This is a genomic window from Paracidovorax sp. (assembly GCF_057642795.1).
In genome coordinates, this window is the sequence record NZ_JBXYZY010000017.1 from 21,225 (window position 1) to 45,455 (window position 24,231).

Here is a 24,231-nt window from a genome sequence, read left to right on the forward strand (position 1 = left end):
TGCTCCAAAAATGTTTGTCTGTCGAGCTGCTTACACAGCGGCGGCACCGGCCACGATCTCGGACAGTTCCTTCGTGATCGCAGCTTGGCGCGTCTTGTTGTAGACCAGCTTCAACTCGCCGATGACGCTGCCAGCGTTGTCGGTGGCGGCCTTCATGGCAACCATCCGAGCAGACTGCTCGGACGCCATGTTTTCTGCCACGGCCTGATAGATCAGCGATTCGACGTAGCGAACCAGCAGCTCATCGATGACGCTCTGCGCATCGGGCTCGTAGATGTAATCCCAGCCGTGCTCGGTGGAGTCGGCCTGCATCTGCGCTGAAGACAGGGGGAGCAATCGCTCCACCACCGACTCCTGCTTCATGGTGTTGATGAACTTGGTGTAGCACAGGTACACCGCGTTGATCTTGCCTTCGGCATAAGCGTCCAGCAGCACCTTGACGGGGCCGATCAGCTTGTCGAGATGCGGCGTATCGCCCAGCCCGGTGACATGGGAAACCACCTTGGCGCCGACACGGTTCAGGAAGCCCAGACCCTTGTTGCCGATGGCCACGGCCTCGGCCGACACGCCAGCGGACTGCAGCTCGCGCAACTGGGTCGTCACGGCGCGCAGCACGTTGGTGTTCATGCCGCCGCAGAGGCCCTTGTCGGTGGTCACGACGATCATGCCGGCCACCTTGGCTTCCGTGTTCTCCTTCATGAAGGGATGCACGTATTCCGGGTTGGCCTTGCCGAGGTTGGCCGCGATGTTGCGGATCTTGTCGCTGTAGGGACGGGCAGCGCGCATCCGGTCCTGCGCCTTGCGCATCTTGGATGCGGCCACCATTTCCATGGCCTTGGTGATCTTCTTGGTGTTCTCCACCGATTTGATCTTGCCGCGTATTTCCTTGCCTGCTGCCATGAGGTTTCCTCGTCCGGTTTAGGCGAACGACTTCTTGAACGCGGTAACGGCAGCCGACATCTCGGCTTCAGCATCCTTGTCCATCGCCTTGGCCTGTTCCAGCTTGGCGAGCAAAGCGCCATGGCTGGTCTTCAGGAACTGGTGCAGACCGTGTTCGAACTCGAGCACTTTCTTCACTTCGATGTCGTCCATGAAGCCCTTGTTCACCGCGAACAGCGTGGCACCCATCAGCGAGATGGGCAGGGGGCTGTACTGGGCTTGCTTGAGCAGTTCGGTCACGCGGGCACCGCGATCCAGCTGCTTGCGGGTGGCTTCGTCCAGGTCGGAGGCGAACTGCGCGAACGCAGCCAGCTCACGGTATTGGGCCAGGTCGGTACGGATACCGCCGGACAGGCTCTTGATGATCTTCGTCTGGGCTGCACCACCGACGCGCGACACCGAGATACCGGCGTTGATGGCGGGGCGGATACCAGCGTTGAACAGGCTGGTTTCCAGGAAGATCTGGCCGTCCGTGATCGAGATCACGTTGGTAGGAACGAAGGCGGACACGTCGCCGGCTTGCGTTTCGATGATCGGCAGAGCCGTCAGCGAACCGGTCTTGCCCTTGACTTCACCCTTGGTGAAGGCTTCGACGTAGTCGGCGTTCACGCGGGCGGCACGCTCCAGCAGGCGGCTGTGGAGATAGAACACGTCGCCGGGGTAGGCTTCGCGGCCTGGCGGGCGGCGCAGCAGCAGCGATACCTGGCGGTAGGCCACGGCTTGCTTGGACAGGTCGTCATAAACGATCAGGGCGTCTTCGCCGCGGTCGCGGAAGTACTCGCCCATCGTGCAGCCGGAGTAGGCCGACACGTACTGCATGGCAGCCGATTCGGAGGCCGATGCGGCCACCACGATCGTGTATTCCATCGCGCCGGCTTGCTCCAGGGCACGCACGACGTTCTTGATGGAGGAAGCCTTCTGGCCGATGGCGACGTAGATACACGTCACGCCCTGACCCTTCTGGGCAATGATGGCGTCAATGGCAACAGCCGTCTTGCCGGTCTGGCGGTCACCGATGATCAGCTCGCGCTGACCACGGCCCACGGGCACCATCGCGTCGATGGACTTGATACCGGTCTGCAGCGGCTGGTCCACGGACTTCCGTGCGATCACGCCGGGAGCGACCTTTTCGATCACGTCGGTCAGCTTGGCGTTGATCGGGCCCTTGCCGTCGATCGGCTGGCCCAGGGCGTTCACCACGCGGCCCACCAGTTCGGGGCCCACGGGCACTTCCAGGATGCGGCCCGTGCACTTGACGGTGTCGCCTTCGGAGATGTGCTCGTACTCGCCCAGAATCACGGCGCCGACGGAGTCGCGCTCGAGGTTCAGCGCCAGACCGTAGGAGGGCTGACCGTCCTTGGTGGCGGGGAATTCGAGCATTTCGCCCTGCATCACGTCCGACAGGCCATGCACGCGCACGATGCCATCCGACACCGACACCACGGTGCCCTGGTTGCGAATGTCGCTGCTCGCTGCCAGACCTTCGATGCGGCTCTTGATCAGTTCAGAAATTTCTGCGGGATTGAGTTGCATGACTCTTTCCTTCTTTCTTTGGTTAGCCTAGACCTCAAGCCGCTTACGCAGTGAGGGCCGCTTTCATTTGTTCCAGACGGGCTTTGACGGAGGTGTCCAGCACCTCGTCACCCACCACTACGCGAATGCCGCCGATCAGGGACTCATCCAGCTGGACCGAGGCGACACTCAGCTTGCGGCCGAAGCGCTTTTCCAGCGCTGCATCCAGGCCTGCCAATGCGTCGGAATTCAGCGGAAATGCGCTGTACACGACGGCATCGGAAGAACCGTTGCGCTGATTGACCAGCGCGCGAAACTGCGCCGCCACTTCGGGCAAGGCGTCCACACGGCCGTTGTCGATGACCACGCGCAGGAAGTTGCGGGCGGCATCGGACAGCGGGCTGCGAGCGACACCCGCGATGACGTCGAACACTTGGTCGTCCGTCACCTTGGGGTTGTCTGCGAGCTGGCGCAGTTGCGGGTTGGCGGCAATCGCCGCCACTTCTTCCACCCAGGCCACGGTGCTGCTCAGGTCGGCACCGGACGTGGAGGAAGTGCAGGCCTTGAAGAGCGCTTCCGCGTAGGGGCGGGCAATGGTGGCGAGTTCTGCCATGGTTGCGCGCTCCTTACAGCTCGGTCTTCAGGCGGTTCAGCAGATCAGCATGGACGCCGGCATTGACTTCCTTGCGGAGGATCTGCTCGGCACCCTTCACGGCCAGGGTCGCCACCTGCTCGCGCAGGGCTTCGCGGGCCTGGATGGTTTGCTGCTCGGCGTCGGCACGGGCGGCGGCAAGGATCTTGTTGCCTTCTTCCGTGGCCCGGGCCTTGGCTTCTTCGATGATGGCCTGAGCGCGGCGGTCGGCGTCCGCAATCCGCGATGCCGTCTCGTTGCGCGTCTGGGCCAGTTCCTTCTCCACGCGCTGGTTCACAGCGGTGAGCTCGGACTTGGCGCGGTCGGCGGCAGCGAGGCCATCGGCGATTTTCTGGGCTCGCTCATCCAGCGCCTTCGCGATCGGGGGCCACACGAACTTCATCGTGAACAGCACCAGGATCAGGAAGACGATGGCCTGAACGAACAGGGTCGCGTTGATACTCACGGCAACACCTTTCTATTTGGGCGTTGAACGGAGCTTAGGCCAGGACGAAGGGGTTGGCGAAAGCGAACAGCAGAGCAATGGCCACGCCGATCAGGAAGGCAGCGTCGATCAGACCGGCCAAGATAAACATCTTGGTTTGCAGTTCGTTGATCAGTTCGGGCTGGCGAGCAGAAGCTTCGAGGAACTTGCCACCCATCAGAGCGATACCGATCGAAGCGCCAATAGCGCCCAAACCCACGATCAGACCACAAGCCAGAGCGACGAGACCGAGAATGTTTTCCATGATGACTCCTAGGATGAAAAGAAAGAAAAGTTAAAGGAAAGAGAAAGAGAAAGAGACAAACGACTCAGTGAGCGTCATGCGCCTGGCCGAGGTAAATCAGCGCAAGCATCATGAAGATGAAGGCCTGCAGGGTGATCACCAGGATGTGGAAGATCGCCCAGATCGAGCCTGCAATGATGTGCCCCACGGGGAGCAACACACCGGAAAGCGACATGGCAGCAGCACCGCCCATCAGGGCAATCAGCATGAACACCAACTCACCAGCGTACATATTGCCGAACAGTCGCATACCGTGCGAAACCGTCTTGGCAACGTATTCAATGATCTGCATGAGCAGATTGACCACGCCCAGGATCAGGGCGAAGACAGGATTCTTGCTGGTACCAAACGGAGCGGTGACCAGTTCGTGAGCCCAGCCACCCAGGCCCTTGATCTTGACGCTGTAGTACAGGCACAGGATCAGCACGGCGAAGGAAAGGCCCAGCGTGGTGGACAGATCAGCCGTGGGCACGACGCGCAGATAGGCGTGATGCGGATCGTGACCGGCCGCACCGTAGATCTGGGCCCAGATGGCGGGCAGCAGATCGACCGGCAGCATGTCCATGGCATTCATCAGGAAGATCCAGACGAAGATGGTGAGCGCCAGCGGGGCGATGAACTTGCGGCTTTCGGCGTTGTGGATGTTGGCCTTGGCTTGGTTGTCAGCCATTTCGACCAGGATTTCCACGGCGGCCTGGAAGCGGCCGGGCACGCCCGACGTCGCTTTGCGGGCTGCCAGCCAGAAAACGAACAGAGCCAGACAACCGAGAACCAACCCCACGATGACGGAGTCGTAGTTCACCACGCCGAAATCGACGATGGATTTCTGCTTGATGTTCTGGAGATGCTGCAAGTGGTGAACGATGTATTCACTGGCAGTCGGGGCGTGCGCTTCTGCGGCCATCGGACAACTCTTCTCTCAAATATCAACCGGTTTGCGGACACCGGGCCGCACCATGAGTGCGATCCAGTACGTTTTCATCGTCACCACCATGCTGACCAGCAAGGCCAGCCAGCTGAGCCCCGGCACCAGCCGCGGCGCCGCCGCCAGCATGGCGACGGTCAATGCAATCTTCACCAACTCCCAACCGAACATGCCGACCAGCGCAGCACCCGCGGATACCCGCTGACGCGCCATGCCCCGCGCGAACAGGGCTGCCGGAACGACGACGGCCAACGCGCCATAGGCGGCCGACCATGCCACATGAGACCTGCCGGACATGAGCCACGCCACCAGAGCAACGACCAGCCCGACCAGCGCCTGCAGAAACACGATCCGCCAGATGGACACCGGAGGATTGCGCTGCCGCCACTGCTGCGCCTCAAGGGCGGTCAGGGGCTTGAACTCGGCGCCATCAACCTCAGCTTCGGTTTCGGGAGCGTTTGTTTTCATCTTTGATTGGCGCCCGAGCTGGAGACTGAAACTTTTTACAAAGCCCCTGATTATAAGTAGAAACCCACGCAGGTCCGCAATGCCCCGCGATGCTGATGCTTGCCCGGCTTGGCCTCGCCAAGCGGCGGGCCGGCGCAGTTTGAATCACTGGCGGGCATTCTCTCCCGCGACACCCCCCGCCACAGTAACCCGAGCGACCATGACAGCCCCGCATGGTGACGCGTCACGCTGTCGGCTGCCGCACAATCCCGGTGCAGTGCAGGGCCTTTGTGGCCCTGCCCAGCCAGCGCGCGCCTGCAGAACACTTTTCGATATGAACCAGCCTTCCAACCCACCCGCACCTTCCAGCCCCCCGTCCGAGGCCGTTAGCCCCGGCGACAGCCGCAAGGACTCGCTGATCGAATACCCCTCGCAGTTCCCTATCAAGGTCATGGGCCAGAAGGTCGATGGCTTCGTGCATGCGGTGACCGAGATCGCAAAGCGCTTCGACCCCTACTTTGACGCCTCCACCATTGAGCTGCGCGACAGCCGGGCGGGCAACTACCTGGGCGTCACCATCACCGTAACGGCCACCAGCCGAGAGCAGCTCGACGACCTGTACCGCGCGCTCTCGTCGCACCCCATGGTCAAGGTGGTGCTCTGACATACCCCGGCAGCCCCCAGGCCATGCCCTCCATGCCCATGGAGTTGCGGCAGCTGGGTCGCGTCGATTACCACGCGACGCTGCAGGCCATGCAACGCTTCACGCAGGAGCGCGACGGGGGCACGCCCGACACGCTATGGATTTGCGAGCACCCTGCGCTCTACACACAAGGGCTAGCAGGCAAATCAGATCACATTCTGGCACCCGCTGACATCCCCGTCATCGCCACAAATCGCGGCGGCCAGGTGACTTTCCACGGCCCCGGTCAGGTCGTCGCCTATCCACTGATCGACCTGCGGCGTGCGGGCTATTTCGTCAAGGAATACGTCTATCGCATCGAAGAGGCCGTCATCCGTACGCTGGCCCACTTCGGCGTGACGGGCCACCGCGTGGCGGGAGCGCCCGGCATCTACGTGCGGTTGGACGACCCTGCCAGCCATGCGCTGCTGCCGCAGCGCCCCCAGCATGTGGGCGCACCTGGCGCAGCGCCGGCGCCCGATTTCACCGGCCTGGGAAAGATCGCCGCGCTGGGCATCAAGGTGACCCGGCACTGCACCTACCACGGCGTCGCGCTGAACGTGGACATGGATCTGGAGCCCTTCTCCCGCATCAACCCTTGCGGCTACGCGGGCCTGGCCACGGTGGACCTTTCTACAATCGGGGTCCAAACCACCTGGGACGAAGCCGCCGCCGTGCTGGCGGGGCAGCTTGCCACGCGCCTCGCGCCCTGATCTCCAAGACCTGCCATGAGCACTCCCGAAGTCGTGCGCGAAGCGCAATCCTCTGCCACCTACAACCCACTGGCCAAGCAGAAGGCCGCGGCCAAGCTGTCGCGCATCCCGATCAAGGTGGAGCAGGGCGAGGTGCTCAAGAAGCCGAAATGGATCCGCGTGAAGGCGGGCTCGCCCACCACGCGCTTCTACGAGATCAAGGACATCCTGCGCGAGCACAAGCTGCACACGGTCTGCGAGGAAGCCTCCTGCCCCAACATTGGCGAGTGCTTCGGCAAGGGCACGGCGACGTTCATGATCATGGGCGACAAGTGCACGCGCCGCTGCCCGTTCTGCGACGTGGGCCATGGACGCCCGGACCCTCTCGACAAGGACGAGCCGCTGAACCTGGCCCGCACCATCGCCGCGCTGCGCCTGAAGTACGTGGTCATCACCAGCGTGGACCGCGACGACCTGCGCGACGGCGGCAGCGGCCACTTCGTGGAATGCATCCAGAACATCCGCGAGCTCTCGCCCCAGACGCAGATCGAGATCCTGGTGCCCGACTTCCGCGGCCGCGACGACCGCGCGCTGGAAATTCTCAAGGCCGCGCCGCCCGACGTGATGAACCACAACCTGGAAACCGCGCCGCGCCTCTACAAGGAGGCCCGGCCGGGCTCTGACTACCAGTTCAGCCTGAACCTGCTCAAGAAGTTCAAGGCGCTGCACCCCGGCGTGCCGACCAAGAGCGGCATCATGGTCGGCCTGGGCGAGACGGACGAGGAGATCCTGCAGGTGATGCGCGACATGCGCGCGCACGACATCGACATGCTGACCATCGGCCAGTACCTGGCGCCCTCCAACAGCCACCTGCCCGTGCGCCGCTACGTGCATCCCGATACCTTCAAGATGTATGAGGAAGAGGCCTACAAGATGGGCTTCACCCACGCTGCCGTGGGCGCGATGGTGCGATCGAGCTACCACGCCGACCAGCAGGCTCACGCCGCCGGGGTCACGGCCAGCTGAGGAGCCAAGCGCCTCCCGCAGCCCCTATTGCCGCAGACGAAGCCAGCTGAAGAGCTGGCTTTTTTCCATGGGCCGGGCGATGTAATAGCCCTGCCCTTCGTGGCACTCCATCTCCATCATGGCCTGCCACGCGGCAGTGTCCTCGATGCCTTCTGCCAGCACCTGCAGCCCGAGCTTGCGGCCGAGCTGCGCCACCATTTCAGCGATACGCGCGCCATGGGACTGGCCCAGGTTGCGCACGAACGCGCGGTCGATCTTGATGCGGTCCAGCGGCAGGCGCTCCAGGTAGCTGAGCGACGAATACCCGGTGCCGAAATCGTCGATGGCGATGGACACGCCGCTGGCACGCAGCCGCGACAGGGTCGCTTCGAGCAGCTGCGTCGGCAGAGCGGCGACGGACTCGGTGATCTCCAGCTCCAGATGCACGCCCTGCAGCCCGCTGCGCGCGAGCGCTGCGCGCACCATGTCGAAGAAGCCGGGGTCCTGCAGCTGCACGGCAGACACGTTCACGGCCATGCGACGCGGCGCGAGCCCCGCATCCAGCAGCTCGCGCATCGCGGCGCAGGCGTTGGACAGTACCCACTGGCCCAGGGTGACGATGAGGCCCGAATGCTCGGCCACCGGAATGAAACGGTCGGGCGGCACCAGGGTGCCGTCTTCCGTGCGCCAGCGGAGCAGGGCCTCCAGTCCCACCAGCGCGCGGGTCGTCAGATCCAGCTGCGGCTGATAGACGAGAAACAGCTGCTCCTGGTCGATCGCCGCCCGGAGGTCCGATACCAACAGCGCCCGGGCGCGCGCTTCCGCCCCCATGTGCTCCGAATACTCGAGATGGTGGCCCCGGTGGTCCCGCTTGGCGCGCTTGAGGGCGATGGTCGCGTCCTTGACCAGATCGGTGCCCGCCTGCGGCGCCTCCGGCAGGCGCACGTAGCCGCAGGTGAGCGACACCTTGTGGGTCAGGCCATCCACGGTGAGCGGCTGGCGTACGCCCTCCAGCACCCGCTCGGGCAACACCTGCTGCGCGCTGCCCAGCACGCCGAACGTGTCAGCGCCCAGCCGTGCCAGCAGCACGTCCGAAGGCAGCGCCTGCGTGAGGCGGTCCGCCACCTGCTGCAGCAGCCGATCGCCGAAGCGGTGGCCCATGACGTCGTTGGTGGCACTGAAGTCGTCGATGTCGAACAGCGCGAGAACGTGGTTGCGCACCCCCTGACGCGCGCATTCGTCCACCTTTTCGACGAAGCGCACGCGGTTGGGCAGGCCTACCAGGGGGTCGTAATACGCCTGCTCGTGCAGCCGCGTGAGTAGGCCATGCTTGTGTAGCAGGATGCACAGGTGCGCGCAGAAAGCATCGAGCAGTGCGGTGCCGGCCTGGGTCGGCACATCGGCGCCCGGGTGCATGAATACGGCCATGCCCGGCGCACTCCGGCGGCCGATGTAGAACACCCGCGCGCCGTCGCCGCGCTGGATATGCGCACCACGCTCCAGCGACTCGCGCACCAGTGCCAGCTCCGGGTGGCCCAGCGCCGCGCAGGCGAAACGCCCGGTCGCGGCCAGCACCAGCGGCTCAGCCTGCGCGCTGGCCTGCACGCAGGCCACGCCATCGGGGGGGCAGCCCAGCACAGTGGCGAGCTGGTCGATCACGCCCTCGGCGAAGTCGCCCGGGCTGGCGGCCTCCAGCAAAGACGCGCTGGCCCGCACCACCCGTTCCAGGCTACGGCAGCTGAAATGGGCCAGTTGCAGTTGCTGGCGCGCATGCAGTGCGTTGGCGACGAGCGCCAGTAGCCGCTCGCGCGTGAGCTCGGGCTTGGAACGGTCATCATGGATGCCATGGCGCAGCAGCGTTTCGGCGTCCGGCGTCTGATCGAAACCCGCCGTGCGCAGCACGATACGAATGTGCTCCAGGCCCGCCATGAAACGGAGTCGGTCGGCCAGGGCTAGCACGGAGGGTTCGGCAGGGCCATGCGCGTCCGGCTGGTGTTCCGACGCCTGCAGGGTAGCGTCGAGCAGCACCAACACCAGCCCCTGCGCGCGGCGCCCCGCCTGCAGGCCCGGCAACAACGCGTACGCCTCGGCCAGAGAATGAGCATGCAGGGAGGCGAGCGCGCGGCCCCGGATATGCCGCCCCTGCAACGCGCCGCGCACTGCGCCATGCACCTCGGGGTCGCGATCGACGACGAGGACGCACCAGCCCTGCGCCTCGCCGGGTTCGCCCGCTGCGAGCGGGGAGCAGACCTCCGCCGCCGGCCAGCCGACAGGAGGCTGATGTCTCATGCCGCGACGCCGGTCTGCACTGCATCTGCAGCACAGAAACACACCCGGTTGCGCCCGCTGCGCTTGGCCGCGTAGAGGGCCTCGTCGGCCTGTCCATAGGCACTGTCAAAGCTGCTGCCCGCAGGCACGCAGCTCAGGCCGAAGCTGGCCGTGACGCTGCTGCCATCAGGCAGATCGAAGGGGTGCATCTCGATGGCACGGCGCAGCGACTCGGCGACGTGCATGCCCAGCTCCCGGCTTTCACCCGGCAGCGCCACGGTGAACTCCTCCCCTCCAACGCGGCCGACCTGCGCGGCAGGCGGCACGATGGCCTTCAGGCAGGCCACCACGCCGAGGATGACACGATCGCCCACCGGGTGGCCGAAGCTGTCGTTGATGCGTTTGAAAAAGTCGATGTCGAGGACGATCAGCGCGAGCGACCGGGTCCGCAGCTGGCCGTTGACCTGCTCGATGATGGCCGCGCGGTTGAGCACGCCGGTCAGGGGATCGTGGTTGGCGCGAAATTCCAGCTGCGCCGCCAAGTCCTGCAGGCGCATGTTCAGCCGATTCATCTCCAGCTCGGCACGGTCGCTGCGGCGCACCAGTCGGCGCGTCTCGCGCAGCAGCTTTTCATACGCCACCAGCAAATCGCCCAGCGCCTGGTGGCACGAGGTGGGCTGGCATGCGTCATGGGCCTGATGGGCCCTGCGCGCGGCCTCCAGGGCCTGGTGTTCCGCGTCGAACAGATCCGGCGGCGCGGCAGCGGGGGTGTGCATCAAGCCGCGCTCACGGGATGGGTCGTGAAGCGCAGGGCGGGAAAGTCTTCGCTGAGCTCCTGGCCGAATTCGAGGATGGTGTCGTCCTCTTCGTCGTGGTACCAGTGCACCACCACTTCGTTGCCCTCGCTGGCCGCATCGTTCAACGCTTCGATCAGGTTGAAGAGCATTTTCGTGCTGGAGCTGTTGAAGTAGGCCAGCGCAATGCTCACCTCGATCTTGCTGCCTGACTGCTCCGCCAGATAGGTCTTGAGCTGCGTGAGGATGCCGCCGTAGAACGCCGCAGCGTTTTCGGGATACGACTCGCCGCGCAGGCTCAGGGAATGGGCGTCGAACTTGAAGTCGACCTCGGGTGAACTGGGAGTCGGGGCAATGTAGAGGTTGTCCATCTGTGTCTCGATACGAGCCCGGCGGGCACGGTCAGATTGCGGCCTTCAAATAGAACACGGGGGTCTGTCCGGGCTCCTGAGCAGGGTCGAAGTCGAACTCCAGGGGCTGGCGGGCGTCACGCGCCATGGTGAGAAAGCCCATGCCCGCCCCCTTGCTGCCCTCGGGGGTCTCGTCGCGCAGGGTCTGGCGGTAGGCCTGCTTGATCTCATCGAGCGTCATGCTGCGCAGCGTATCCAGCTTGCCCTGCAGTTCATCGGCGATGCGGGGCTCGACCGGATTCGCGCACACCACCGTGAAGCTGCCGTCAGCCTCGCGGCGGATGCAGACCGAGCCATGGCGCAACTCGGCGTTGTCCTGCGTGGCGGGCGTGAGCGCGTCGGCGGAATAGTGGACGATGTTCTGCGCCATTTCCACGAACGAAGAGAAGAGCTTGCGGCGCGTGGGCCCGGCCACGCCGGCCACTTCCAGCTGCAGCTTCACCGCATCGGCCATGGCGGCGATGATGTGCTGGGAAAAGTAGCCCACGTAATAGAAGATGACCTGGTGCTGGCGGGCCAGCTGGAAAAAGGAGCCGTATTTGTCGGCGATCTGGTTGGAGGGCATGTCAAGTGTCCGTCTCAATCAAGTACGAAAGCAGAAAAAAGTCAGGTCGTCGCGGCGGTGGTGCTCGCCCTGCCAGGCCGTCAGTGCGTCGAGCACGGCGCCATTGATCTCTGCGGGCGTGCGGGCGCGGTGCTCGAACAGCACCTCGCGCACCCGGCGCTTGCCGAGCGCGATCGCACGCGGTCCGCCCACCTGGTCGATCAGACCGTCAGTGCAGATGAAGACCAGCGTCCCGGGGGGCAAGATCAGTTCCTGATTGCTCCAGACATAGTCGAAGTCGCTGTCCACATAGCCGATGCCCTTGCGTTGACCCTCCACGAACTCCACCGTGTCGGCACCCGGGCGAACCAGCATGAGCGAGAGGCGCGCACCAGCGAACACCAGCCGGCCCTGCGCAGGCTCGAACCAGAAGCAGGCGGCGTCCATGCCGTCGTCGGAGCCGGGCGTGGAATCCTTGTCGTCGAGCTGGCCGAGCATCTGCTTGATGCTGCGGTTGACACTGCCCAGCAGCACCGCCGGATCGCGCGGGCCGTGCTGCTTGATCGCCTGGCTGAGATTGGTCGAGGCGATGAGCGTCATGAACGCGCCCGGCACGCCGTGCCCCGTGCAGTCGGCCACGGTCGCGCTCCAGCCGTCGGCTTCGGTGCTGAATTGGTAGAAGTCGCCGCCCACCACGTCGCGCGGCTCCCAGACCAGGTGGGCGCCGGGGCAGACGCGCGCCAGGGCGTCGAGCGAGCTGCGCAGCGTGGAGCGCTGGATGACGCTCGCGTATTCGATGCTGTGCATGATCTGCCGGTTGCGCGCGGCCTGCATGTCGGCCACCACACGCATCAGCTGCAGCCCGTGCCCCACGCCGGCATAAGCGCCGCGGTCGGTGATGATGAAGCCGTCGGACATGGCCTTTTCACCGCACTCGACGGTGCGGAAGGTCAGCGCTTCAATGTCCAGGGCGGCATCGACGATCAGCGGCTCCTTGTCCATGAAGGCGATGCAGCTCTTGCGGCCGTACAGCTCCATGCGGAACGGCTTGCTCATCTGGGAGAGGAAGATGTTGCGGTTGATGAGGCCGATCGGCTGCGCGCCCTCGACGACCGGCAGACTGACCAGATCCCGGTGCTTGCCGAAGACGTCCATGACCTGTTCGTTGGTCTGGTCGGCAGTCATACAAGGAACCATGCTGCACAGATCCGCCGCACTGGGTTGACGAAACCGGGGCCGGAAGCTGCTCAGGTACTCGGAGTTTGCGGACATAGAGGGCAGCAGGTAGTGTCAGCAAATGTTAACTACCGTTCATGGCATGTTCGTGACAGTCACATGACATCGCCAGGCACTCGATCTGGCGCACACCCCCACGCCAAAGCCAGCGGCGCCTAAGACCCAATGGGCCTTAAGCCCTTGCAGGTCAATCGCCTGATGCTATCCAATGTATAGCATCAGGCAGATGCCTGAAGCAGGGCCGCAGGGTCGTCGGACGCCAGCACCTGCTCGGCCCAGACGGCCAGCTTGCGGGTGTCTGCGCGCAGCACCTCCTGCTTGACGGCCAGGATCTGCGCCGGGTGCATGGAGAAGCTTCGCAGGCCCAGGCCCAGCAGCAGGCGCGTCATCGTCACATCACCGGCTGTCTCACCGCAGACGCAAACGCTCTTGCCCTGCGCGCGGCCTGCGGCGATCACGTCGGCCACCAAACGCAGCACGGCTGGATGCAACGGGTCATAGAGATGCGCCACCGCCTCGTCCACCCGGTCGATGGCCAGGGTGTACTGGATCAGGTCGTTGGTGCCGATGGAGAGAAAGTCGAAGTACTGCAGGAAGCTGCGCACGATCAGCGCGGCCGCCGGCACTTCGATCATGGCGCCCAGTTGCACTGGACCGTAAGGCGTGCCTCTCGCGTCCAGCTCGGCGCGCGCCAGCTCCACCTGCGCGAGCGTCTGGCGGATCTCGCTGACATGCGCGAGCATGGGAAAGAGCAGGTTCACCGGCCCGTGCGCAGCGGCACGCAGCACCGCCCGCAGTTGGGTGCGGAACATGGCCGGATCAGCCAAGCTCCAGCGGATGGCGCGCAGTCCGAGCGCGGGGTTCAGGTGAGTGTCTTTGTGGCTCTTGTCCAGCGGCTTGTCGGCGCCCACGTCGATGGTGCGCAGCGTGACGGGCAGGCCCTGCATGCCCTCCACGGCTTCGCGGTAGGCCTGGTATTGGGCCTCTTCGTCGGGCAGCGGGCCCGAGCGGTCCATGAACATGAATTCGCTGCGAAAGAGTCCCACGCCTGCGGCGCCGGCGCGCACCGCGACCGCCGCATCCGCGGGTTGTTCGATATTGGCCAGCAACTCGATCGCCTGGCCATCGAGCGTGACCGCCGGCGTGTGCCGCAGGCGCGAAAGGCGCTCGCGTTCCAGCGATCCCTGGCGCTGCCGGAATCCGTATTCGGCCAGGATGATCGGCGAGGGATCGACGATGACCACCCCCGCATCGCCGTCGATGATGACCCAGTCGTCCTGCCGCACCAGCTGGCTGGCGGCGCGCGCGCCCACCACGGCAGGAATGTCCATACTGCGCGCGACGATGGCGGTGTGCGATGTCTTGCCCCCCACATCGGTCACGAAACCCGCGAACACGCTGCGCTTGAACTGCAGCATGTCGGCGGGCGAGAGGTCGTGCGCCACCAGCACCAGGGGCACGTCCACCTTGTCGTCCAGCAGCAGATCCTGCGCCGGCTGGCGGCGTGCGGCCACCGGCGGCGCGGCAACGGGGCTGGCCGCGACGCCCTTCATGTGGCGCAGGATGCGATCGACCACCTGCTCCAGATCGGCCTTGCGCTCGCGCAAGTACTCGTCCTCCATCTCGTCGAACTGGCGCGAGATGATCTCCAGCTGCGTGGTCAGTGCCCACTCGGCGTTGTAGAGCCGCTGCGTGATCCAGTGCTTGACGCCGCTGACCAGCGCCTCGTCCTGCAGCAGCATCAGGTGCACGTCCAGTAGCGCCCCCAGCTCGTGCGGGGCATCGGGCGGCATCTCGGCCTGCAGGCGCTGCAGCTCCTCGATCACCGCGTTGCGCCCATTGCGCACGCGCACGATCTCGGCCGCCACCTGGTCGGCATCAATGAAGTAATGCACCACATCGACGCGGCTGGACGCCACCAGCACCGCGCGGCCAATGGCGATGCCGCGCGAGACGGGAAGGCCGTGGATGGAAAAGGTCATGCAGCTGCCCTGCCGGCTGCGCCCTCCGCGCGGGCCTCCGCGGGTGGCACCCCAGTTCGCAAGGCCCGCTGCCTGCGCATCATTCGCCTTCGCCGAACTTGCCGTCGATCAGCGCGACCAGCGCATCCATGGCCTCTGCCTCACTCGGCCCATCAGTCTCCAGCTCGACCACCGAACCCAGGCCCGCGGCCAGCATCATCACGCCCATGATGCTCTTGGCATTGATGCGCCGCTCGCCCTTGGACAGCCAGACATCGCACGGAAAGCTCCCCGCCAGCTTGGTGAGCTTGGCCGATGCCCGGGCGTGCAGGCCGAGCTTATTGCTGATGGTGATAGGTTTCTTGATCATTGTGAGACCGTCGAATCTGATTCTGGGGCGCCGAGATGGCCACCTGCATGACACCCTGAGTACCCCCCACCACGGCGCGCGACACCAGCGCGTCCAACGCCTCGTTGCGATAGCAGACCGCGCGCAGCAGCATGGGCAGGTTCACCCCGCAGACCAGCCGCGAAAGCTGGCCGTCCACCAGCCGCTGAGCCACATTGCAAGGCGTGGCGCCAAACACGTCGGCGAGCACCAGCGTGGGACGCTCGGCCTGCTGATCCATCAGGATGCGTGCCGATGCCAGCGACTCCTCGGGAGGCGCATTGGGATGGACGTCCAGGGCCACCACGTCGTCCGCGCAGTCGGCGAACACATGCAAAGCGCATTCGCGCAGCGCGTGTGCCAGGGGTGCATGGGCGATAAGAAAGATGCGCGTCGTCGTTTTCATGGCAGGCGGGAGTGACACGCATTATGGCGCCGCACCACCGCTCGCAGCGGGGTGCCGCGGCATCTACCTGCGGGAGCCCGCGCGCTGCCGCCCTCATCGCCCCTGCAACCCTGCAAAGAACGCGTCGGCGGCCTGTGGACGCGCGTCGGGGGTGTAAACCACGGCATGGTAGAGCCGCACCGCACCGCCCTCCGGCCGGGCGAACCATACCGCATCGGCCACGACGGAGCGGCCATCGGCGCGCAGCCCGGCCACCTGCATCCGCAGCGATGCGGGCAGCGCCAGCGAGCCCGCAGGCACGAAGGGCGCCGCAGTGGCCTCTGCGGCCGCCGCAGCGGTCTGGGCCACCCGCAGGCGGGCCAGCACGGCAGCGCGCCACTGCTGCAGGGACGCATCGGCACGGGCAGCCTCCGGCGCGGCCATGTGCGAAACGGCGAAGGTCGCGCCGTCAGCATCGCAGCTCCACAGTGCGAGATCGGATTGACGGCCGGCACCCAGCTCCACTGCGCGGACCGCATGCTCGGGCTTACAAGGCAGCAGGGCAGACATCGCGGCCCCACTGAGCCGCACCTCGCGCCAGTTCAGCGCCGGGCTGCAGGCAGCCAGCAGCAGACAGAACAGGGCAACGACGCGGCTTCCGGGCATGCTCCGGATTATCAGCAGCAGCCCCACGCCGGCAGCCGCGTGAAAACCCACGGGTCGCGCCGCAAGGCAGCCGCCTGATGCAGATCAACCCGAAGGCCCTGCGCCCGCACGCTGCATTGAACTCGCAGCGCACGATGTCATCCAATCAGAGCCGCTTGTGCCTCGAAAGCCAGCCGCGCCCCTGCGGCACAATCGACGGCCATGCGGTGCGAAGCGGCACCCGCGGCACAGGCCGCTCATCCGCCACCATCCACGGGAGAGTCAAGAACATGCGCATCACACATTGGCTGGCAGGCGCCGCGCTGGCGGCCAGCGCCGCCGTTGCGGGCTGGATCGTTCTGGGCACCGGCACGTCTGCCGCACCGGCCTCGACCTTCGTGTTGCTGGACGGCACGCGCCAGACCATGGCCGACCTGCGCGGCAAGGTCACACTGGTCAACTTCTGGGCCACCAGCTGCGTGACCTGCGTGGGGGAAATGCCGGAGCTGATCGCCACCCACGACAAATACAAGGCCCAGGGCTACGACACACTGGCCGTGGCCATGAGCTATGACCCGCCCAGCTACGTCGTGAACTTCGCCGACAGCCGCAAGCTACCCTTCAAGGTCGCCATTGATAACACTGGCGCGATCGCCCAGGCCTGGGGCGACATCAAGCTCACACCCTCCACCTTCATCGTCAACAAGCGCGGCGAGATCGTGAAGAGCTACGTGGGCGCGCCCGATTTCCCCGAACTGCACAAGCTGATCGAACGTCTGCTGGCCGAGACCTGAGTCCGGCGGGCGCCGCCAGGCCTCGCCAGGCCCTGCCGCTACACTGGCAGCTTCTTTCTCCGACGCACGCGGGCCTGCTGCGGCCCGCTCGCTCCCCGTGGACCAGACGCCTGACGTTTCCCTGATCACACCCAGCCTGCCCGAACACATGGACGTCGTTCGGGACATCTTCCGTGAATATGCCGAGTCCCTGGGCGTGGACCTGGCCTTCCAGGACTTCGAGACCGAACTCGCTGCGCTGCCCGGCGATTACGCTCCGCCCCGCGGTCAACTCCTTCTGGCCGAAGTCGGCGGCAGCATCGCCGGCTGCTGCGCGCTGCGCCCGCTCGACACGGCGGACTATCCCAACGCCAGCGAAATGAAGCGACTCTACGTGCGCAAGGCCTTCCGCGGCTTCGGCCTGGGCCGCCAGTTGGCCGAAGCGGCGCTGGACGCCGCGCGCCAGGCGGGCTACGCCTGCGTGCTGCTCGACACCCTGGACGGCATGGAATCGGCCCGCGCGCTGTATGCGGATCTGGGCTTCGAGGAAATTCCGCCCTATTACCACAGCCCATTGGAGGGCTCGCACTATCTCAAGGCGGACATCGACTGAGATTTCCGCGCAGGAGCGGACAGCGCCACGGCGTGCGGATGCCCTGACACCGTTTCAGCCCACAACAGGCGATGCGCACTCAAACAAGGCTGTAGCCCCTTTCGGTCAAGCGCATGAAGCTATTAACTTCATAGCAAATCCATCAACAGGTGGGCTGATCGCCCATCGCCGGACCGCCTTGAGGCCCAGACCCGCCTTGGGGACCGAAGCGAAAAAAGACAAAAGCCCCGACGCACCTATCAAGCGCGCCGGGGCTTTTGGTTTCAATGCCAGAGGCTGGCGATCCATCAGCCCTTCGCTTGGGCCAGCAGCGTGCCAGCGTCGCTCACCTCGAACTTGCCCGGGGCTTCGATGTTCAGCGCCGCCACCTTGCCGTCCTTGACCAGCATCGAATAGCGGTTGCTGCGCAGGCCCAGGCCACGGCCCGTCAGGTCCAGCGTGAGACCCGTGGCCTTGGCAAATGCAGCGTCACCGTCGGCCAGCATGCGCACCTTGCCGTCAGTCTTCTGGTCACGCGCCCACGCGCCCATCACAAAGGCGTCGTTCACGCTCAGGCACCAGATCTCATCCACGCCAGCGGCCTTGAAGGCTTCGGCCTGCTCCACGTAGCCGGGCACGTGCTTGGCCGAGCAGGTGGGCGTGAAGGCGCCGGGCACGGCGAACAGCGCGATCGTCTTGCCGGCAGCGGCCTGGGACACATCGACCGGGTTCGGGCCCAGGCTGCAGCCGCCGCCTTCGACTTCGGAATATTCCATCAGCGTGGCGCTGGGCAGGGTGTCACCGACTTTGATCATTGCAATCTCCTTGAGTTGAGGAATGGGAAGCACACGAAAGAAACGCAGCGCCGGGCCGCAAGGGCTGGGCCATCGGAAGTCCGTCTTCACGGCTGCCCGTCTCGACCGCTCCGGCTGAAGCCAAGACGACAGACGTTCGGGAGGTCAGAAAAGCAGGCCGTGAAAAGAGGGCGTCCAGAAACGAAAAAACGACCCACATTGTGGGTCGTTTCCAGGGGCCTTGCAGCCATCGGGCCTTGTGGGCCGGCGATGGATCAGAGCAGACCGGCCTTTTGCACCAGACGGGTCGCAACCCAGTTCTTGGTCTTGGACAGAGGACGGCTTTCCGTGATCTCGATCGTGTCGCCCAGCTTGTACTCGCCCTTTTCGTCATGGGCGTGGTACTTGCTCGACTTGGCCACGATCTTGCCGTAGAGCTCGTGCTTCACACGACGCTCGACCAGCACGGTCACAGTCTTCTGACGCTTGTCGCTGACCACCTTGCCGATCAAGGTGCGCTTGAGGGATTTTTTAGCTTCCGTCATGTTCGCTCCTTACTTGGCGGCTTGCTTTTCAGCAAGGATGGTCTTAGCGCGGGCGATATCACGACGGGTGATACGCAGCGTGTTGGTGTTGGCCAGTTGTTGCGTGGCTTTCTGCATACGCAGACCGAAATGAGCCTTTTGCAAGGACTTGATTTCGGCTTCGATGCCGGCAACGTCTTTTTGGCGCAGTTCAGCAGCTTTGGTCATTTCAATTCTCCTGATCAAGCGCCGATCTGACGGGCAACAAAAGTGGTGCGCAGCGGCAGCTTGGCGGCAGCCAGGCGGAACGCTTCGCGGGCGAGTTCTTCGGGAACACCGACGATCTCGAACACCACCTTGCCGGGCTGGATTTCAGCCACGTAATACTCGGGGTTGCCCTTACCGTTACCCATACGCACTTCTGCGGGCTTGGTAGAGATCGGCTTGTCCGGGAACACGCGGATCCAGATACGGCCGCCACGCTTGACGTGACGGGAGATCGCACGACGTGCGGCCTCGATCTGGCGGGCCGTCAGGCGGCCACGGTCCGTGCATTTCAGGCCGAAGTCGCCGAAGGCGACCGAGTTGCCACGAGTGGCAACGCCGGTGTTACGGCCCTTCTGCTCTTTGCGGTACTTGCGGCGAGCGGGTTGCAGCATCTTTATTCTCCTTTGCCGTCCGCTGCTGTAGCGGGCGCGTCAACCTTGCGAACGCGCTTAACGGCGGTGTTATCGGCGCCACCGGCACCGGCGGGCTTGTCGCTGCCGTCAGCGGGAGCCGCATTGGCACCCACGGGACGGCGAGGGCCACGGCCTGCACCGGCACGGTCGCCACCCGGGCGGCCGTCACGGCGCGGACCGCGGGGACGGCGCTCTTCTTCAGGGCGCGGCGTCTCAGCAGCCGGCAGATCGTTGCGGCCCAGCGTGTCGCCCTTGTAGACCCACACCTTCACGCCGATCACACCGTAGGTGGTCTTGGCTTCGGAGGTGCCGTAGTCGATGTCGGCGCGCAGGGTGTGCAGTGGCACACGGCCTTCGCGGTACCACTCGGTACGAGCGATTTCGATACCGTTCAGACGGCCGGAAGACATGATCTTGATGCCTTGGGCACCCAGACGCATGGCGTTCTGCATCGCACGTTTCATGGCACGGCGGAACATGATCCGCTTTTCCAGCTGCTGCGTGATGCTGTCGGCGATCAGCTTGGCATCGATTTCGGGCTTGCGCACTTCTTCGATGTTGACTGCGACCGGCACGCCCAGGCGGGAGGCGAGTTCCTTCTTCAGGTTCTCGATGTCCTCGCCCTTCTTGCCGATCACCACGCCCGGACGTGCCGAGTAGATGGTGATGCGGGCGTTCTTGGCCGGGCGCTCGATCAGGATGCGCGAGACGGCGGCGTTCTTGAGCTTAGCCTTCAGGTACTCGCGCACCTTGATGTCTTCGGCCAGCATGCCGGCGAAGTCACGGTTGCTTGCGTACCAGCGGCTGGCCCAGTTGCGGCTGACCGCCAGGCGGAAGCCGGTAGGATGGATTTTCTGTCCCATAGTCTTCCGAGCCCTTAGTTGCCGACCGTCACGTACACATGGCACGTGGGCTTGCTGATGCGATTGCCGCGACCCTTGGCACGCGCGGTGAAGCGCTTGAGCGTGGTGCCTTGCTCGACGTAGATGGTCTTGACCTTCAGTTCGTCGATATCGGCGCCGTCGTTGTGCTCGGCGTTGGCGATGGCGGATTCCAGAACCTTCTTGACGATGCCAGCAGCTTTTTTCTGCGTGAACGTCAGGATGTTCAGGGCTTGGTCAACCTTCTTGCCGCGGATCAGATCTGCGACCAGACGGCCCTTGTCGACCGACAGACGGACGCCCCGGAGGACTGCACGTGTTTCAGACATGGTCGTTCCTTACTTCTTCTGGACTTTCTTGTCCGCGGGGTGACCCTTGAAGGTGCGCGTCAGGGCGAATTCGCCCAGCTTGTGGCCCACCATCTGGTCGGTGACGTACACCGGCACGTGTTGCTTGCCGTTGTGAACGGCGATGGTCAGACCGATGAACTCGGGCAGAACCATGGAGCGACGCGACCAGGTCTTGACTGGCTTCTTGTCCTTGGTGGCGATGGCCTTCTCGACCTTAGCCAGCAAGTGGTGGTCAACAAACGGACCCTTTTTGAGAGAACGAGTCATTTGTTATCCCTTACTTCTTGCGGCGCGACACGATCATGACCTGTGTGCGCTTGTTGTTGCGGGTGCGATAACCCTTGGTCAGATTGCCCCAAGGATCGACAGCATGGCGGCCTTCGCCGGTACGGCCTTCGCCGCCACCGTGCGGGTGATCCACCGGGTTCATGGCGACGCCGCGAACCGTGGGACGAATACCCATCCAGCGCTTCACACCGGCCTTGCCCAGTTGGCGCAGGCTGTGTTCTTCGTTGGCGACTTCGCCGATCGTGGCGCGGCACTCGATGTGGATCTTGCGCACTTCGCCGGAGCGCATACGCACCTGGGCGTACGTGCCTTCACGAGCCAGCAGCGTGGCGGAAGCACCAGCCGAGCGGGCGATCTGAGCACCGGCACCGGGCTTGAGCTCGATGCAGTGGATCGTCGAACCCACGGGGATGTTGCGGATCGGCAGCGTGTTGCCGGCGCGGATCGGGGCTTCCGAACCGGACAGCAGCGTTGCGCCGACTTCCAGGCCACGCGGAGCGATGATGTAGCGACGCTCGCCGTCGGCATAGCACACCAGAGCGATGTGGGCCGTACGGTTCGGGTCGTACTCGATGCGTTCGACCTTGGCGGGGATCGCATCCTTGTTGCGCTTGAAGTCCACCACACGGTAGTGGTGCTTGTGACCACCGCCCTTGTGACGGGTGGTGATGTGACCGTTGTTGTTGCGGCCGGCCTTCTGGAACTGGGGTTCCAGCAGGGGAGCGTACGCATCACCCTTGTACAGGTGGTCACGCGTGACCTTCACCACGGCACGTTGGCCAGGCGAGGTCGGTTTCATCTTGATGACTGCCATTTATGCGGCCTCCCCGGACAGGTTCAGCTCTTGGCCTTCCTTCAGCGTCACGTAGGCCTTGCGCACGTTGTCGCGGCGACCCATCGTCTTGCCAAAGCGCTTGGCCTTGCCTTTGGTGTTCACCACAGAGACGCCCTTGACCTCGACCTTGAACATCAATTCCACAGCGGCCTTGATTTCGGGCTTGGTAGCGTTCTGCAGCACCTTGAACGTCACAGCGTTGGACTTCTCGGCAACCATGGTGGCCTTTTCGGACACGATGGGAGCAACCAGCACCTGCATCAGACGGCCTTCGTCAAACTGGATCGTGCTCATGCGAACATCTCCTTGAGTTTGTCGATAGCACCCTTGGTGACGAGCACTTTCTTGTAGTGAACCAGCGACACGGGATCTGCATAACGCGGTTCGACGATGAACACGTTCTTCAGATTGCGCGAGGCGAGGTACAGGTTTTCGTCCACTTCATCGGCGATCACCATCACCGATTGCAGGTTCATCGCCTTGAACTTGTCGGCGAGCACCTTGGTCTTCGGGCTTTCCAGCTTCAGCGAGTCCACCACGGCCAGACGGCCTTCGCGGGCCAGCTGCGACAGGATGGCGGCCATGCCGGCGCGGTACATCTTCTTGTTGATCTTCTGCGTGAAGTTTTCTTCAGGCAGGTTCGGGAAGATGCGACCGCCCCCACGCCACAGAGGCGAGGAGGTCATACCGGCGCGAGCGCGGCCGGTGCCCTTTTGCTTGAACGGCTTCTTGGTCGAGTGCTTGACCTGTTCGCGGTCCTTCTGGGCGCGGGTGCCTTGGCGGCCGTTGGCCTGGTAGGCGACGACGATCTGGTGAACCAGGTCTTCGTTGTACTCGCGGCCGAACACGGTCTCGGGCGCATCGAACTTCGACGCGGCCTGGCCTTGGTCATTCAGGAGTTCGAGCTGCATTAGTTCGCTCCTTCAGCGGCTTTGGCCTTGACTGCGGGACGCACCGTCACGAAGCCACCCTTGGAGCCCGGAACAGCGCCCTTGATCAAGAGCAGTTGGCGTGCTTCGTCGATACGAATCACGTCGAGATTTTGCGTGGTGACAGTGACGTCGCCCAGATGACCCGTCATGCGCTTGCCGGGGAACACGCGACCGGGGTCTTGTGCCATACCGATGGAGCCGGGGACATTGTGCGAACGGCTGTTACCGTGCGATGCGCGCTGGGAAGCCATGTTGTGGCGCTTGATCGTGCCGGCGTAGCCCTTACCGATCGAGGTGCCTTGCACATCGACCTTCTGGCCCACTGCGAACACGTCAGCCACGGGCACGGCGGCACCGGCGGCGTACTTGCCGGCGGTTTCAGCGGTGACGCGGAATTCGCGGATGATTTCACCGGCTTCCACACCCGCCTTGGCGAGGTGACCGGCTTCGGGCTTGGTCACGCGAGATGCCTTGCGCGAACCGAACGTGACCTGCAGGGACACGTAGCCATCGTTCTCTTGGGTTTTGATCTGGGTCACGCGGTTGTTGGACACATCCACCACCGTGACGGGCACTGCGTCCCCGTCATCGGTGAACAGACGCATCATGCCCACCTTGCGGCCCAGCAACCCCAGGGAGTTGCTCAGACTCATTGGTTTTCTCCAAAACTTTCACCGCTCCGACTTCAATTGGCCAAAGCGTTTGCACGGGCGAAAAAGCACCTTGCGGGCTTGACCGGCGTGCGCGAAAGAAGGTTGATAAAACTCCGCCTATCCGCCCCTCAAAAGGAGCCAGAAAAAGCGAAGCCACAAAGTATAACGCGGACTGCCTTTTCAGGCAAGTCCGCGTTGGATGACCGCCCCACGCATCGCTGCGGCGGCGGCCGCAGGCGCCTTGCGGCACCTGTGCTGCAATGGATTACTGCAGCTTGATCTCGACGTCCACGCCAGCCGGCAGGTCGAGCTTCATCAGGGCGTCAACCGTCTTGTCGGTCGGGTCCACGATGTCCATCAGACGCTGGTGGGTGCGGATTTCCAGCTGGTCGCGCGAGGTCTTGTTGACGTGCGGCGAGCGCAGGATGTCGAAGCGCTTCATGCGGGTCGGCAGGGGCACGGGGCCCTTGACGATGGCGCCGGTGCGCTTGGCGGTGTCAACGATTTCGGCGGCGGACTGGTCGATCAGCTTGTAATCGAAAGCCTTCAGGCGGATACGGATCTTTTGCTTGGACATGGCTGATTCCTTCTTGCTCAACGATTAAGCAATGATCTTGGCCACGACGCCGGCGCCGACGGTACGGCCGCCTTCACGGATGGCGAAGCGCAGACCTTCT

The 24,231-nt window shown here is 64.3% G+C and carries 34 protein-coding genes; 5 read left to right on the top strand and 29 right to left on the bottom strand.

Going from position 1 to position 24,231, the window contains the following annotated elements; translation table 11 throughout:
• Nucleotides 1-30: 30 nt before the first annotated feature.
• From atpG to AC3A84_RS06440, 7 genes are all read right to left on the bottom strand, one after another.
• Nucleotides 31-900, bottom strand: coding sequence for a F0F1 ATP synthase subunit gamma (gene atpG / locus AC3A84_RS06410; RefSeq protein ID WP_487968780.1), 870 nt, complete (start codon nucleotides 898-900; stop codon nucleotides 31-33).
• Nucleotides 901-918: 18 nt separating this feature from the next.
• Nucleotides 919-2,472 carry a F0F1 ATP synthase subunit alpha gene (gene atpA / locus AC3A84_RS06415; protein ID WP_092940959.1) on the bottom strand — a complete coding sequence of 518 codons (1,554 nt, stop codon included), beginning with the start codon at nucleotides 2,470-2,472 and terminating at the stop codon, nucleotides 919-921.
• 43 nt (nucleotides 2,473-2,515) lie between these two features.
• Nucleotides 2,516-3,064: a F0F1 ATP synthase subunit delta gene (locus tag AC3A84_RS06420; RefSeq protein WP_487968781.1), complete on the bottom strand. Its 549-nt coding sequence runs from the start codon at nucleotides 3,062-3,064 to the stop codon at nucleotides 2,516-2,518.
• A 13-nt stretch (nucleotides 3,065-3,077) separates the two neighbouring features.
• The gene (locus AC3A84_RS06425; protein ID WP_092940961.1) at nucleotides 3,078-3,548 is read right to left on the bottom strand and encodes a F0F1 ATP synthase subunit B; all 471 of its coding nucleotides are present in this window, start codon (nucleotides 3,546-3,548) and stop codon (nucleotides 3,078-3,080) included.
• A 34-nt stretch (nucleotides 3,549-3,582) separates the two neighbouring features.
• Nucleotides 3,583-3,831: a F0F1 ATP synthase subunit C gene (gene atpE, locus AC3A84_RS06430; protein ID WP_091458130.1), complete on the bottom strand. Its 249-nt coding sequence runs from the start codon at nucleotides 3,829-3,831 to the stop codon at nucleotides 3,583-3,585.
• Between the two features lie 64 nt (nucleotides 3,832-3,895).
• On the bottom strand, nucleotides 3,896-4,774 hold the full coding sequence (gene atpB / locus AC3A84_RS06435) for a F0F1 ATP synthase subunit A (protein ID WP_487968782.1): 879 nt from the start codon (nucleotides 4,772-4,774) through the stop codon (nucleotides 3,896-3,898).
• A 15-nt stretch (nucleotides 4,775-4,789) separates the two neighbouring features.
• Nucleotides 4,790-5,263, bottom strand: coding sequence for an ATP synthase subunit I (locus AC3A84_RS06440; RefSeq protein WP_487968783.1), 474 nt, complete (start codon nucleotides 5,261-5,263; stop codon nucleotides 4,790-4,792).
• Between the two features lie 313 nt (nucleotides 5,264-5,576).
• Between AC3A84_RS06440 and AC3A84_RS06445 the strand changes: the two genes are divergently transcribed.
• The 3 genes from AC3A84_RS06445 to lipA are packed head-to-tail and all read left to right on the top strand — an operon-like array spanning nucleotide 5,577 to nucleotide 7,642.
• Nucleotides 5,577-5,906 (top strand): YbeD family protein, encoded by a 330-nt coding sequence (locus AC3A84_RS06445; RefSeq protein ID WP_487968784.1) that lies wholly within the window; start codon nucleotides 5,577-5,579, stop codon nucleotides 5,904-5,906.
• Between the two features lie 38 nt (nucleotides 5,907-5,944).
• Nucleotides 5,945-6,637 carry a lipoyl(octanoyl) transferase LipB gene (gene lipB / locus AC3A84_RS06450; protein WP_487968798.1) on the top strand — a complete coding sequence of 231 codons (693 nt, stop codon included), beginning with the start codon at nucleotides 5,945-5,947 and terminating at the stop codon, nucleotides 6,635-6,637.
• A 15-nt stretch (nucleotides 6,638-6,652) separates the two neighbouring features.
• Entirely contained in the window at nucleotides 6,653-7,642 is a 990-nt protein-coding gene (lipA, locus tag AC3A84_RS06455) for a lipoyl synthase (protein WP_487968785.1), read from the top strand.
• 24 nt (nucleotides 7,643-7,666) lie between these two features.
• On the opposite strand, the gene AC3A84_RS06460 is transcribed toward lipA, so the two are convergent.
• From AC3A84_RS06460 to AC3A84_RS06500, 9 genes are all read right to left on the bottom strand, one after another.
• Nucleotides 7,667-9,910, bottom strand: coding sequence for a putative bifunctional diguanylate cyclase/phosphodiesterase (locus tag AC3A84_RS06460; RefSeq protein ID WP_487968786.1), 2,244 nt, complete (start codon nucleotides 9,908-9,910; stop codon nucleotides 7,667-7,669).
• Complete coding sequence (locus tag AC3A84_RS06465; protein WP_487968787.1) at nucleotides 9,907-10,665, bottom strand: GGDEF domain-containing protein; 759 nt, start codon at nucleotides 10,663-10,665, stop codon at nucleotides 9,907-9,909. The genes AC3A84_RS06460 and AC3A84_RS06465 overlap by 4 nt, the downstream gene beginning before the upstream one ends.
• Nucleotides 10,665-11,054, bottom strand: a complete 390-nt coding sequence (locus tag AC3A84_RS06470; RefSeq protein ID WP_487968788.1) for a DUF1987 domain-containing protein — start codon at nucleotides 11,052-11,054, stop codon at nucleotides 10,665-10,667. The genes AC3A84_RS06465 and AC3A84_RS06470 overlap by 1 nt, the downstream gene beginning before the upstream one ends.
• 31 nt (nucleotides 11,055-11,085) lie before the next feature.
• A complete protein-coding gene (locus tag AC3A84_RS06475; protein WP_487968789.1) occupies nucleotides 11,086-11,658 on the bottom strand; it encodes a SiaB family protein kinase in 573 nt (190 codons plus the stop codon).
• Nucleotides 11,659-11,676: 18 nt separating this feature from the next.
• Nucleotides 11,677-12,834, bottom strand: coding sequence for a SpoIIE family protein phosphatase (locus tag AC3A84_RS06480; protein WP_487968790.1), 1,158 nt, complete (start codon nucleotides 12,832-12,834; stop codon nucleotides 11,677-11,679).
• Between the two features lie 257 nt (nucleotides 12,835-13,091).
• Nucleotides 13,092-14,855: a phosphoenolpyruvate--protein phosphotransferase gene (gene ptsP, locus AC3A84_RS06485; protein WP_487968791.1), complete on the bottom strand. Its 1,764-nt coding sequence runs from the start codon at nucleotides 14,853-14,855 to the stop codon at nucleotides 13,092-13,094.
• 79 nt (nucleotides 14,856-14,934) lie between these two features.
• Nucleotides 14,935-15,204 (bottom strand): HPr family phosphocarrier protein, encoded by a 270-nt coding sequence (locus AC3A84_RS06490; protein WP_487968792.1) that lies wholly within the window; start codon nucleotides 15,202-15,204, stop codon nucleotides 14,935-14,937.
• On the bottom strand, nucleotides 15,173-15,628 hold the full coding sequence (locus AC3A84_RS06495; protein WP_487968793.1) for a PTS sugar transporter subunit IIA: 456 nt from the start codon (nucleotides 15,626-15,628) through the stop codon (nucleotides 15,173-15,175). Before AC3A84_RS06495 ends, AC3A84_RS06490 begins: the two co-directional genes overlap by 32 nt.
• A 93-nt stretch (nucleotides 15,629-15,721) precedes the next feature.
• Nucleotides 15,722-16,273, bottom strand: coding sequence for a hypothetical protein (locus tag AC3A84_RS06500; RefSeq protein ID WP_487968794.1), 552 nt, complete (start codon nucleotides 16,271-16,273; stop codon nucleotides 15,722-15,724).
• A 269-nt stretch (nucleotides 16,274-16,542) separates the two neighbouring features.
• Here AC3A84_RS06500 and AC3A84_RS06505 point away from each other — a divergent pair, with 269 nt between their 5' ends.
• Nucleotides 16,543-17,046 (top strand): peroxiredoxin family protein, encoded by a 504-nt coding sequence (locus tag AC3A84_RS06505; RefSeq protein ID WP_487968795.1) that lies wholly within the window; start codon nucleotides 16,543-16,545, stop codon nucleotides 17,044-17,046.
• A 148-nt stretch (nucleotides 17,047-17,194) separates the two neighbouring features.
• On the top strand, nucleotides 17,195-17,638 hold the full coding sequence (locus AC3A84_RS06510) for a GNAT family N-acetyltransferase (RefSeq protein ID WP_487968799.1): 444 nt from the start codon (nucleotides 17,195-17,197) through the stop codon (nucleotides 17,636-17,638).
• Nucleotides 17,639-17,925: 287 nt separating this feature from the next.
• Here AC3A84_RS06510 and AC3A84_RS06515 read toward each other — a convergent pair whose 3' ends face one another.
• From AC3A84_RS06515 to AC3A84_RS06575, 13 genes are all read right to left on the bottom strand, one after another.
• Complete coding sequence (locus AC3A84_RS06515) at nucleotides 17,926-18,432, bottom strand: redoxin family protein (RefSeq protein WP_487968796.1); 507 nt, start codon at nucleotides 18,430-18,432, stop codon at nucleotides 17,926-17,928.
• A 254-nt stretch (nucleotides 18,433-18,686) separates the two neighbouring features.
• A complete protein-coding gene (gene rpsQ, locus AC3A84_RS06520) occupies nucleotides 18,687-18,956 on the bottom strand; it encodes a 30S ribosomal protein S17 (protein WP_487968797.1) in 270 nt (89 codons plus the stop codon).
• Nucleotides 18,957-18,965: 9 nt separating this feature from the next.
• Nucleotides 18,966-19,163 (bottom strand): 50S ribosomal protein L29, encoded by a 198-nt coding sequence (gene rpmC / locus AC3A84_RS06525; protein WP_056662461.1) that lies wholly within the window; start codon nucleotides 19,161-19,163, stop codon nucleotides 18,966-18,968.
• Nucleotides 19,164-19,177: 14 nt separating this feature from the next.
• Nucleotides 19,178-19,594 carry a 50S ribosomal protein L16 gene (rplP, locus tag AC3A84_RS06530; protein ID WP_056662458.1) on the bottom strand — a complete coding sequence of 139 codons (417 nt, stop codon included), beginning with the start codon at nucleotides 19,592-19,594 and terminating at the stop codon, nucleotides 19,178-19,180.
• A 2-nt stretch (nucleotides 19,595-19,596) separates the two neighbouring features.
• Complete coding sequence (gene rpsC / locus AC3A84_RS06535; RefSeq protein WP_092940978.1) at nucleotides 19,597-20,478, bottom strand: 30S ribosomal protein S3; 882 nt, start codon at nucleotides 20,476-20,478, stop codon at nucleotides 19,597-19,599.
• A 14-nt stretch (nucleotides 20,479-20,492) separates the two neighbouring features.
• Nucleotides 20,493-20,825: a 50S ribosomal protein L22 gene (gene rplV / locus AC3A84_RS06540; protein ID WP_005796970.1), complete on the bottom strand. Its 333-nt coding sequence runs from the start codon at nucleotides 20,823-20,825 to the stop codon at nucleotides 20,493-20,495.
• Nucleotides 20,826-20,834: 9 nt separating this feature from the next.
• A complete protein-coding gene (gene rpsS, locus AC3A84_RS06545) occupies nucleotides 20,835-21,113 on the bottom strand; it encodes a 30S ribosomal protein S19 (protein ID WP_024813777.1) in 279 nt (92 codons plus the stop codon).
• Between the two features lie 10 nt (nucleotides 21,114-21,123).
• Nucleotides 21,124-21,948, bottom strand: a complete 825-nt coding sequence (gene rplB, locus AC3A84_RS06550) for a 50S ribosomal protein L2 (protein ID WP_092940979.1) — start codon at nucleotides 21,946-21,948, stop codon at nucleotides 21,124-21,126.
• Nucleotides 21,949-22,263 carry a 50S ribosomal protein L23 gene (gene rplW / locus AC3A84_RS06555; RefSeq protein WP_056662449.1) on the bottom strand — a complete coding sequence of 105 codons (315 nt, stop codon included), beginning with the start codon at nucleotides 22,261-22,263 and terminating at the stop codon, nucleotides 21,949-21,951.
• Complete coding sequence (gene rplD, locus AC3A84_RS06560; protein ID WP_092940980.1) at nucleotides 22,260-22,880, bottom strand: 50S ribosomal protein L4; 621 nt, start codon at nucleotides 22,878-22,880, stop codon at nucleotides 22,260-22,262. The genes rplW and rplD overlap by 4 nt, the downstream gene beginning before the upstream one ends.
• On the bottom strand, nucleotides 22,880-23,554 hold the full coding sequence (gene rplC / locus AC3A84_RS06565; RefSeq protein ID WP_092940981.1) for a 50S ribosomal protein L3: 675 nt from the start codon (nucleotides 23,552-23,554) through the stop codon (nucleotides 22,880-22,882). Before rplC ends, rplD begins: the two co-directional genes overlap by 1 nt.
• Nucleotides 23,555-23,819: 265 nt before the next feature.
• On the bottom strand, nucleotides 23,820-24,131 hold the full coding sequence (gene rpsJ, locus AC3A84_RS06570; RefSeq protein WP_005796953.1) for a 30S ribosomal protein S10: 312 nt from the start codon (nucleotides 24,129-24,131) through the stop codon (nucleotides 23,820-23,822).
• 24 nt (nucleotides 24,132-24,155) lie between these two features.
• The coding region (locus AC3A84_RS06575) for an EF-Tu C-terminal domain-related protein (RefSeq protein WP_198556962.1) at nucleotides 24,156-24,231 on the bottom strand (76 nt) is incomplete at its 5' end.

What these genes read in the sequence shown, in the direction of transcription:
- AC3A84_RS06515 (WP_487968796.1), bottom strand. Translation starts at nt 18,432, where the DNA reads ATGATCAAAGTCGGTGACACCCTGCCCAGCGCCACGCTGATGGAATAT.
- atpB (WP_487968782.1), bottom strand. Translation starts at nt 4,774, where the DNA reads ATGGCCGCAGAAGCGCACGCCCCGACTGCCAGTGAATACATCGTTCAC.
- rpsC (WP_092940978.1), bottom strand. Translation starts at nt 20,478, where the DNA reads ATGGGACAGAAAATCCATCCTACCGGCTTCCGCCTGGCGGTCAGCCGC.
- rplW (WP_056662449.1), bottom strand. Translation starts at nt 22,263, where the DNA reads ATGAGCACGATCCAGTTTGACGAAGGCCGTCTGATGCAGGTGCTGGTT.
- AC3A84_RS06505 (WP_487968795.1), top strand. Translation starts at nt 16,543, where the DNA reads ATGCGCATCACACATTGGCTGGCAGGCGCCGCGCTGGCGGCCAGCGCC.
- AC3A84_RS06440 (WP_487968783.1), bottom strand. Translation starts at nt 5,263, where the DNA reads ATGAAAACAAACGCTCCCGAAACCGAAGCTGAGGTTGATGGCGCCGAG.
- AC3A84_RS06460 (WP_487968786.1), bottom strand. Translation starts at nt 9,910, where the DNA reads ATGAGACATCAGCCTCCTGTCGGCTGGCCGGCGGCGGAGGTCTGCTCC.
- AC3A84_RS06490 (WP_487968792.1), bottom strand. Translation starts at nt 15,204, where the DNA reads ATGATCAAGAAACCTATCACCATCAGCAATAAGCTCGGCCTGCACGCC.
- ptsP (WP_487968791.1), bottom strand. Translation starts at nt 14,855, where the DNA reads ATGACCTTTTCCATCCACGGCCTTCCCGTCTCGCGCGGCATCGCCATT.
- rpsS (WP_024813777.1), bottom strand. Translation starts at nt 21,113, where the DNA reads ATGACTCGTTCTCTCAAAAAGGGTCCGTTTGTTGACCACCACTTGCTG.
- rpsJ (WP_005796953.1), bottom strand. Translation starts at nt 24,131, where the DNA reads ATGTCCAAGCAAAAGATCCGTATCCGCCTGAAGGCTTTCGATTACAAG.
- rplB (WP_092940979.1), bottom strand. Translation starts at nt 21,948, where the DNA reads ATGGCAGTCATCAAGATGAAACCGACCTCGCCTGGCCAACGTGCCGTG.
- rplD (WP_092940980.1), bottom strand. Translation starts at nt 22,880, where the DNA reads ATGCAGCTCGAACTCCTGAATGACCAAGGCCAGGCCGCGTCGAAGTTC.
- atpG (WP_487968780.1), bottom strand. Translation starts at nt 900, where the DNA reads ATGGCAGCAGGCAAGGAAATACGCGGCAAGATCAAATCGGTGGAGAAC.
- AC3A84_RS06510 (WP_487968799.1), top strand. Translation starts at nt 17,195, where the DNA reads ATGGACGTCGTTCGGGACATCTTCCGTGAATATGCCGAGTCCCTGGGC.
- AC3A84_RS06420 (WP_487968781.1), bottom strand. Translation starts at nt 3,064, where the DNA reads ATGGCAGAACTCGCCACCATTGCCCGCCCCTACGCGGAAGCGCTCTTC.
- rpmC (WP_056662461.1), bottom strand. Translation starts at nt 19,163, where the DNA reads ATGACCAAAGCTGCTGAACTGCGCCAAAAAGACGTTGCCGGCATCGAA.
- rplV (WP_005796970.1), bottom strand. Translation starts at nt 20,825, where the DNA reads ATGTCTGAAACACGTGCAGTCCTCCGGGGCGTCCGTCTGTCGGTCGAC.
- AC3A84_RS06445 (WP_487968784.1), top strand. Translation starts at nt 5,577, where the DNA reads ATGAACCAGCCTTCCAACCCACCCGCACCTTCCAGCCCCCCGTCCGAG.
- AC3A84_RS06495 (WP_487968793.1), bottom strand. Translation starts at nt 15,628, where the DNA reads ATGAAAACGACGACGCGCATCTTTCTTATCGCCCATGCACCCCTGGCA.
- AC3A84_RS06480 (WP_487968790.1), bottom strand. Translation starts at nt 12,834, where the DNA reads ATGGTTCCTTGTATGACTGCCGACCAGACCAACGAACAGGTCATGGAC.
- AC3A84_RS06475 (WP_487968789.1), bottom strand. Translation starts at nt 11,658, where the DNA reads ATGCCCTCCAACCAGATCGCCGACAAATACGGCTCCTTTTTCCAGCTG.
- rpsQ (WP_487968797.1), bottom strand. Translation starts at nt 18,956, where the DNA reads ATGACGGAAGCTAAAAAATCCCTCAAGCGCACCTTGATCGGCAAGGTG.
- atpE (WP_091458130.1), bottom strand. Translation starts at nt 3,831, where the DNA reads ATGGAAAACATTCTCGGTCTCGTCGCTCTGGCTTGTGGTCTGATCGTG.
- AC3A84_RS06500 (WP_487968794.1), bottom strand. Translation starts at nt 16,273, where the DNA reads ATGCCCGGAAGCCGCGTCGTTGCCCTGTTCTGTCTGCTGCTGGCTGCC.
- atpA (WP_092940959.1), bottom strand. Translation starts at nt 2,472, where the DNA reads ATGCAACTCAATCCCGCAGAAATTTCTGAACTGATCAAGAGCCGCATC.
- lipB (WP_487968798.1), top strand. Translation starts at nt 5,945, where the DNA reads ATGGAGTTGCGGCAGCTGGGTCGCGTCGATTACCACGCGACGCTGCAG.
- AC3A84_RS06465 (WP_487968787.1), bottom strand. Translation starts at nt 10,665, where the DNA reads ATGCACACCCCCGCTGCCGCGCCGCCGGATCTGTTCGACGCGGAACAC.
- rplC (WP_092940981.1), bottom strand. Translation starts at nt 23,554, where the DNA reads ATGAGTCTGAGCAACTCCCTGGGGTTGCTGGGCCGCAAGGTGGGCATG.
- rplP (WP_056662458.1), bottom strand. Translation starts at nt 19,594, where the DNA reads ATGCTGCAACCCGCTCGCCGCAAGTACCGCAAAGAGCAGAAGGGCCGT.
- AC3A84_RS06470 (WP_487968788.1), bottom strand. Translation starts at nt 11,054, where the DNA reads ATGGACAACCTCTACATTGCCCCGACTCCCAGTTCACCCGAGGTCGAC.
- lipA (WP_487968785.1), top strand. Translation starts at nt 6,653, where the DNA reads ATGAGCACTCCCGAAGTCGTGCGCGAAGCGCAATCCTCTGCCACCTAC.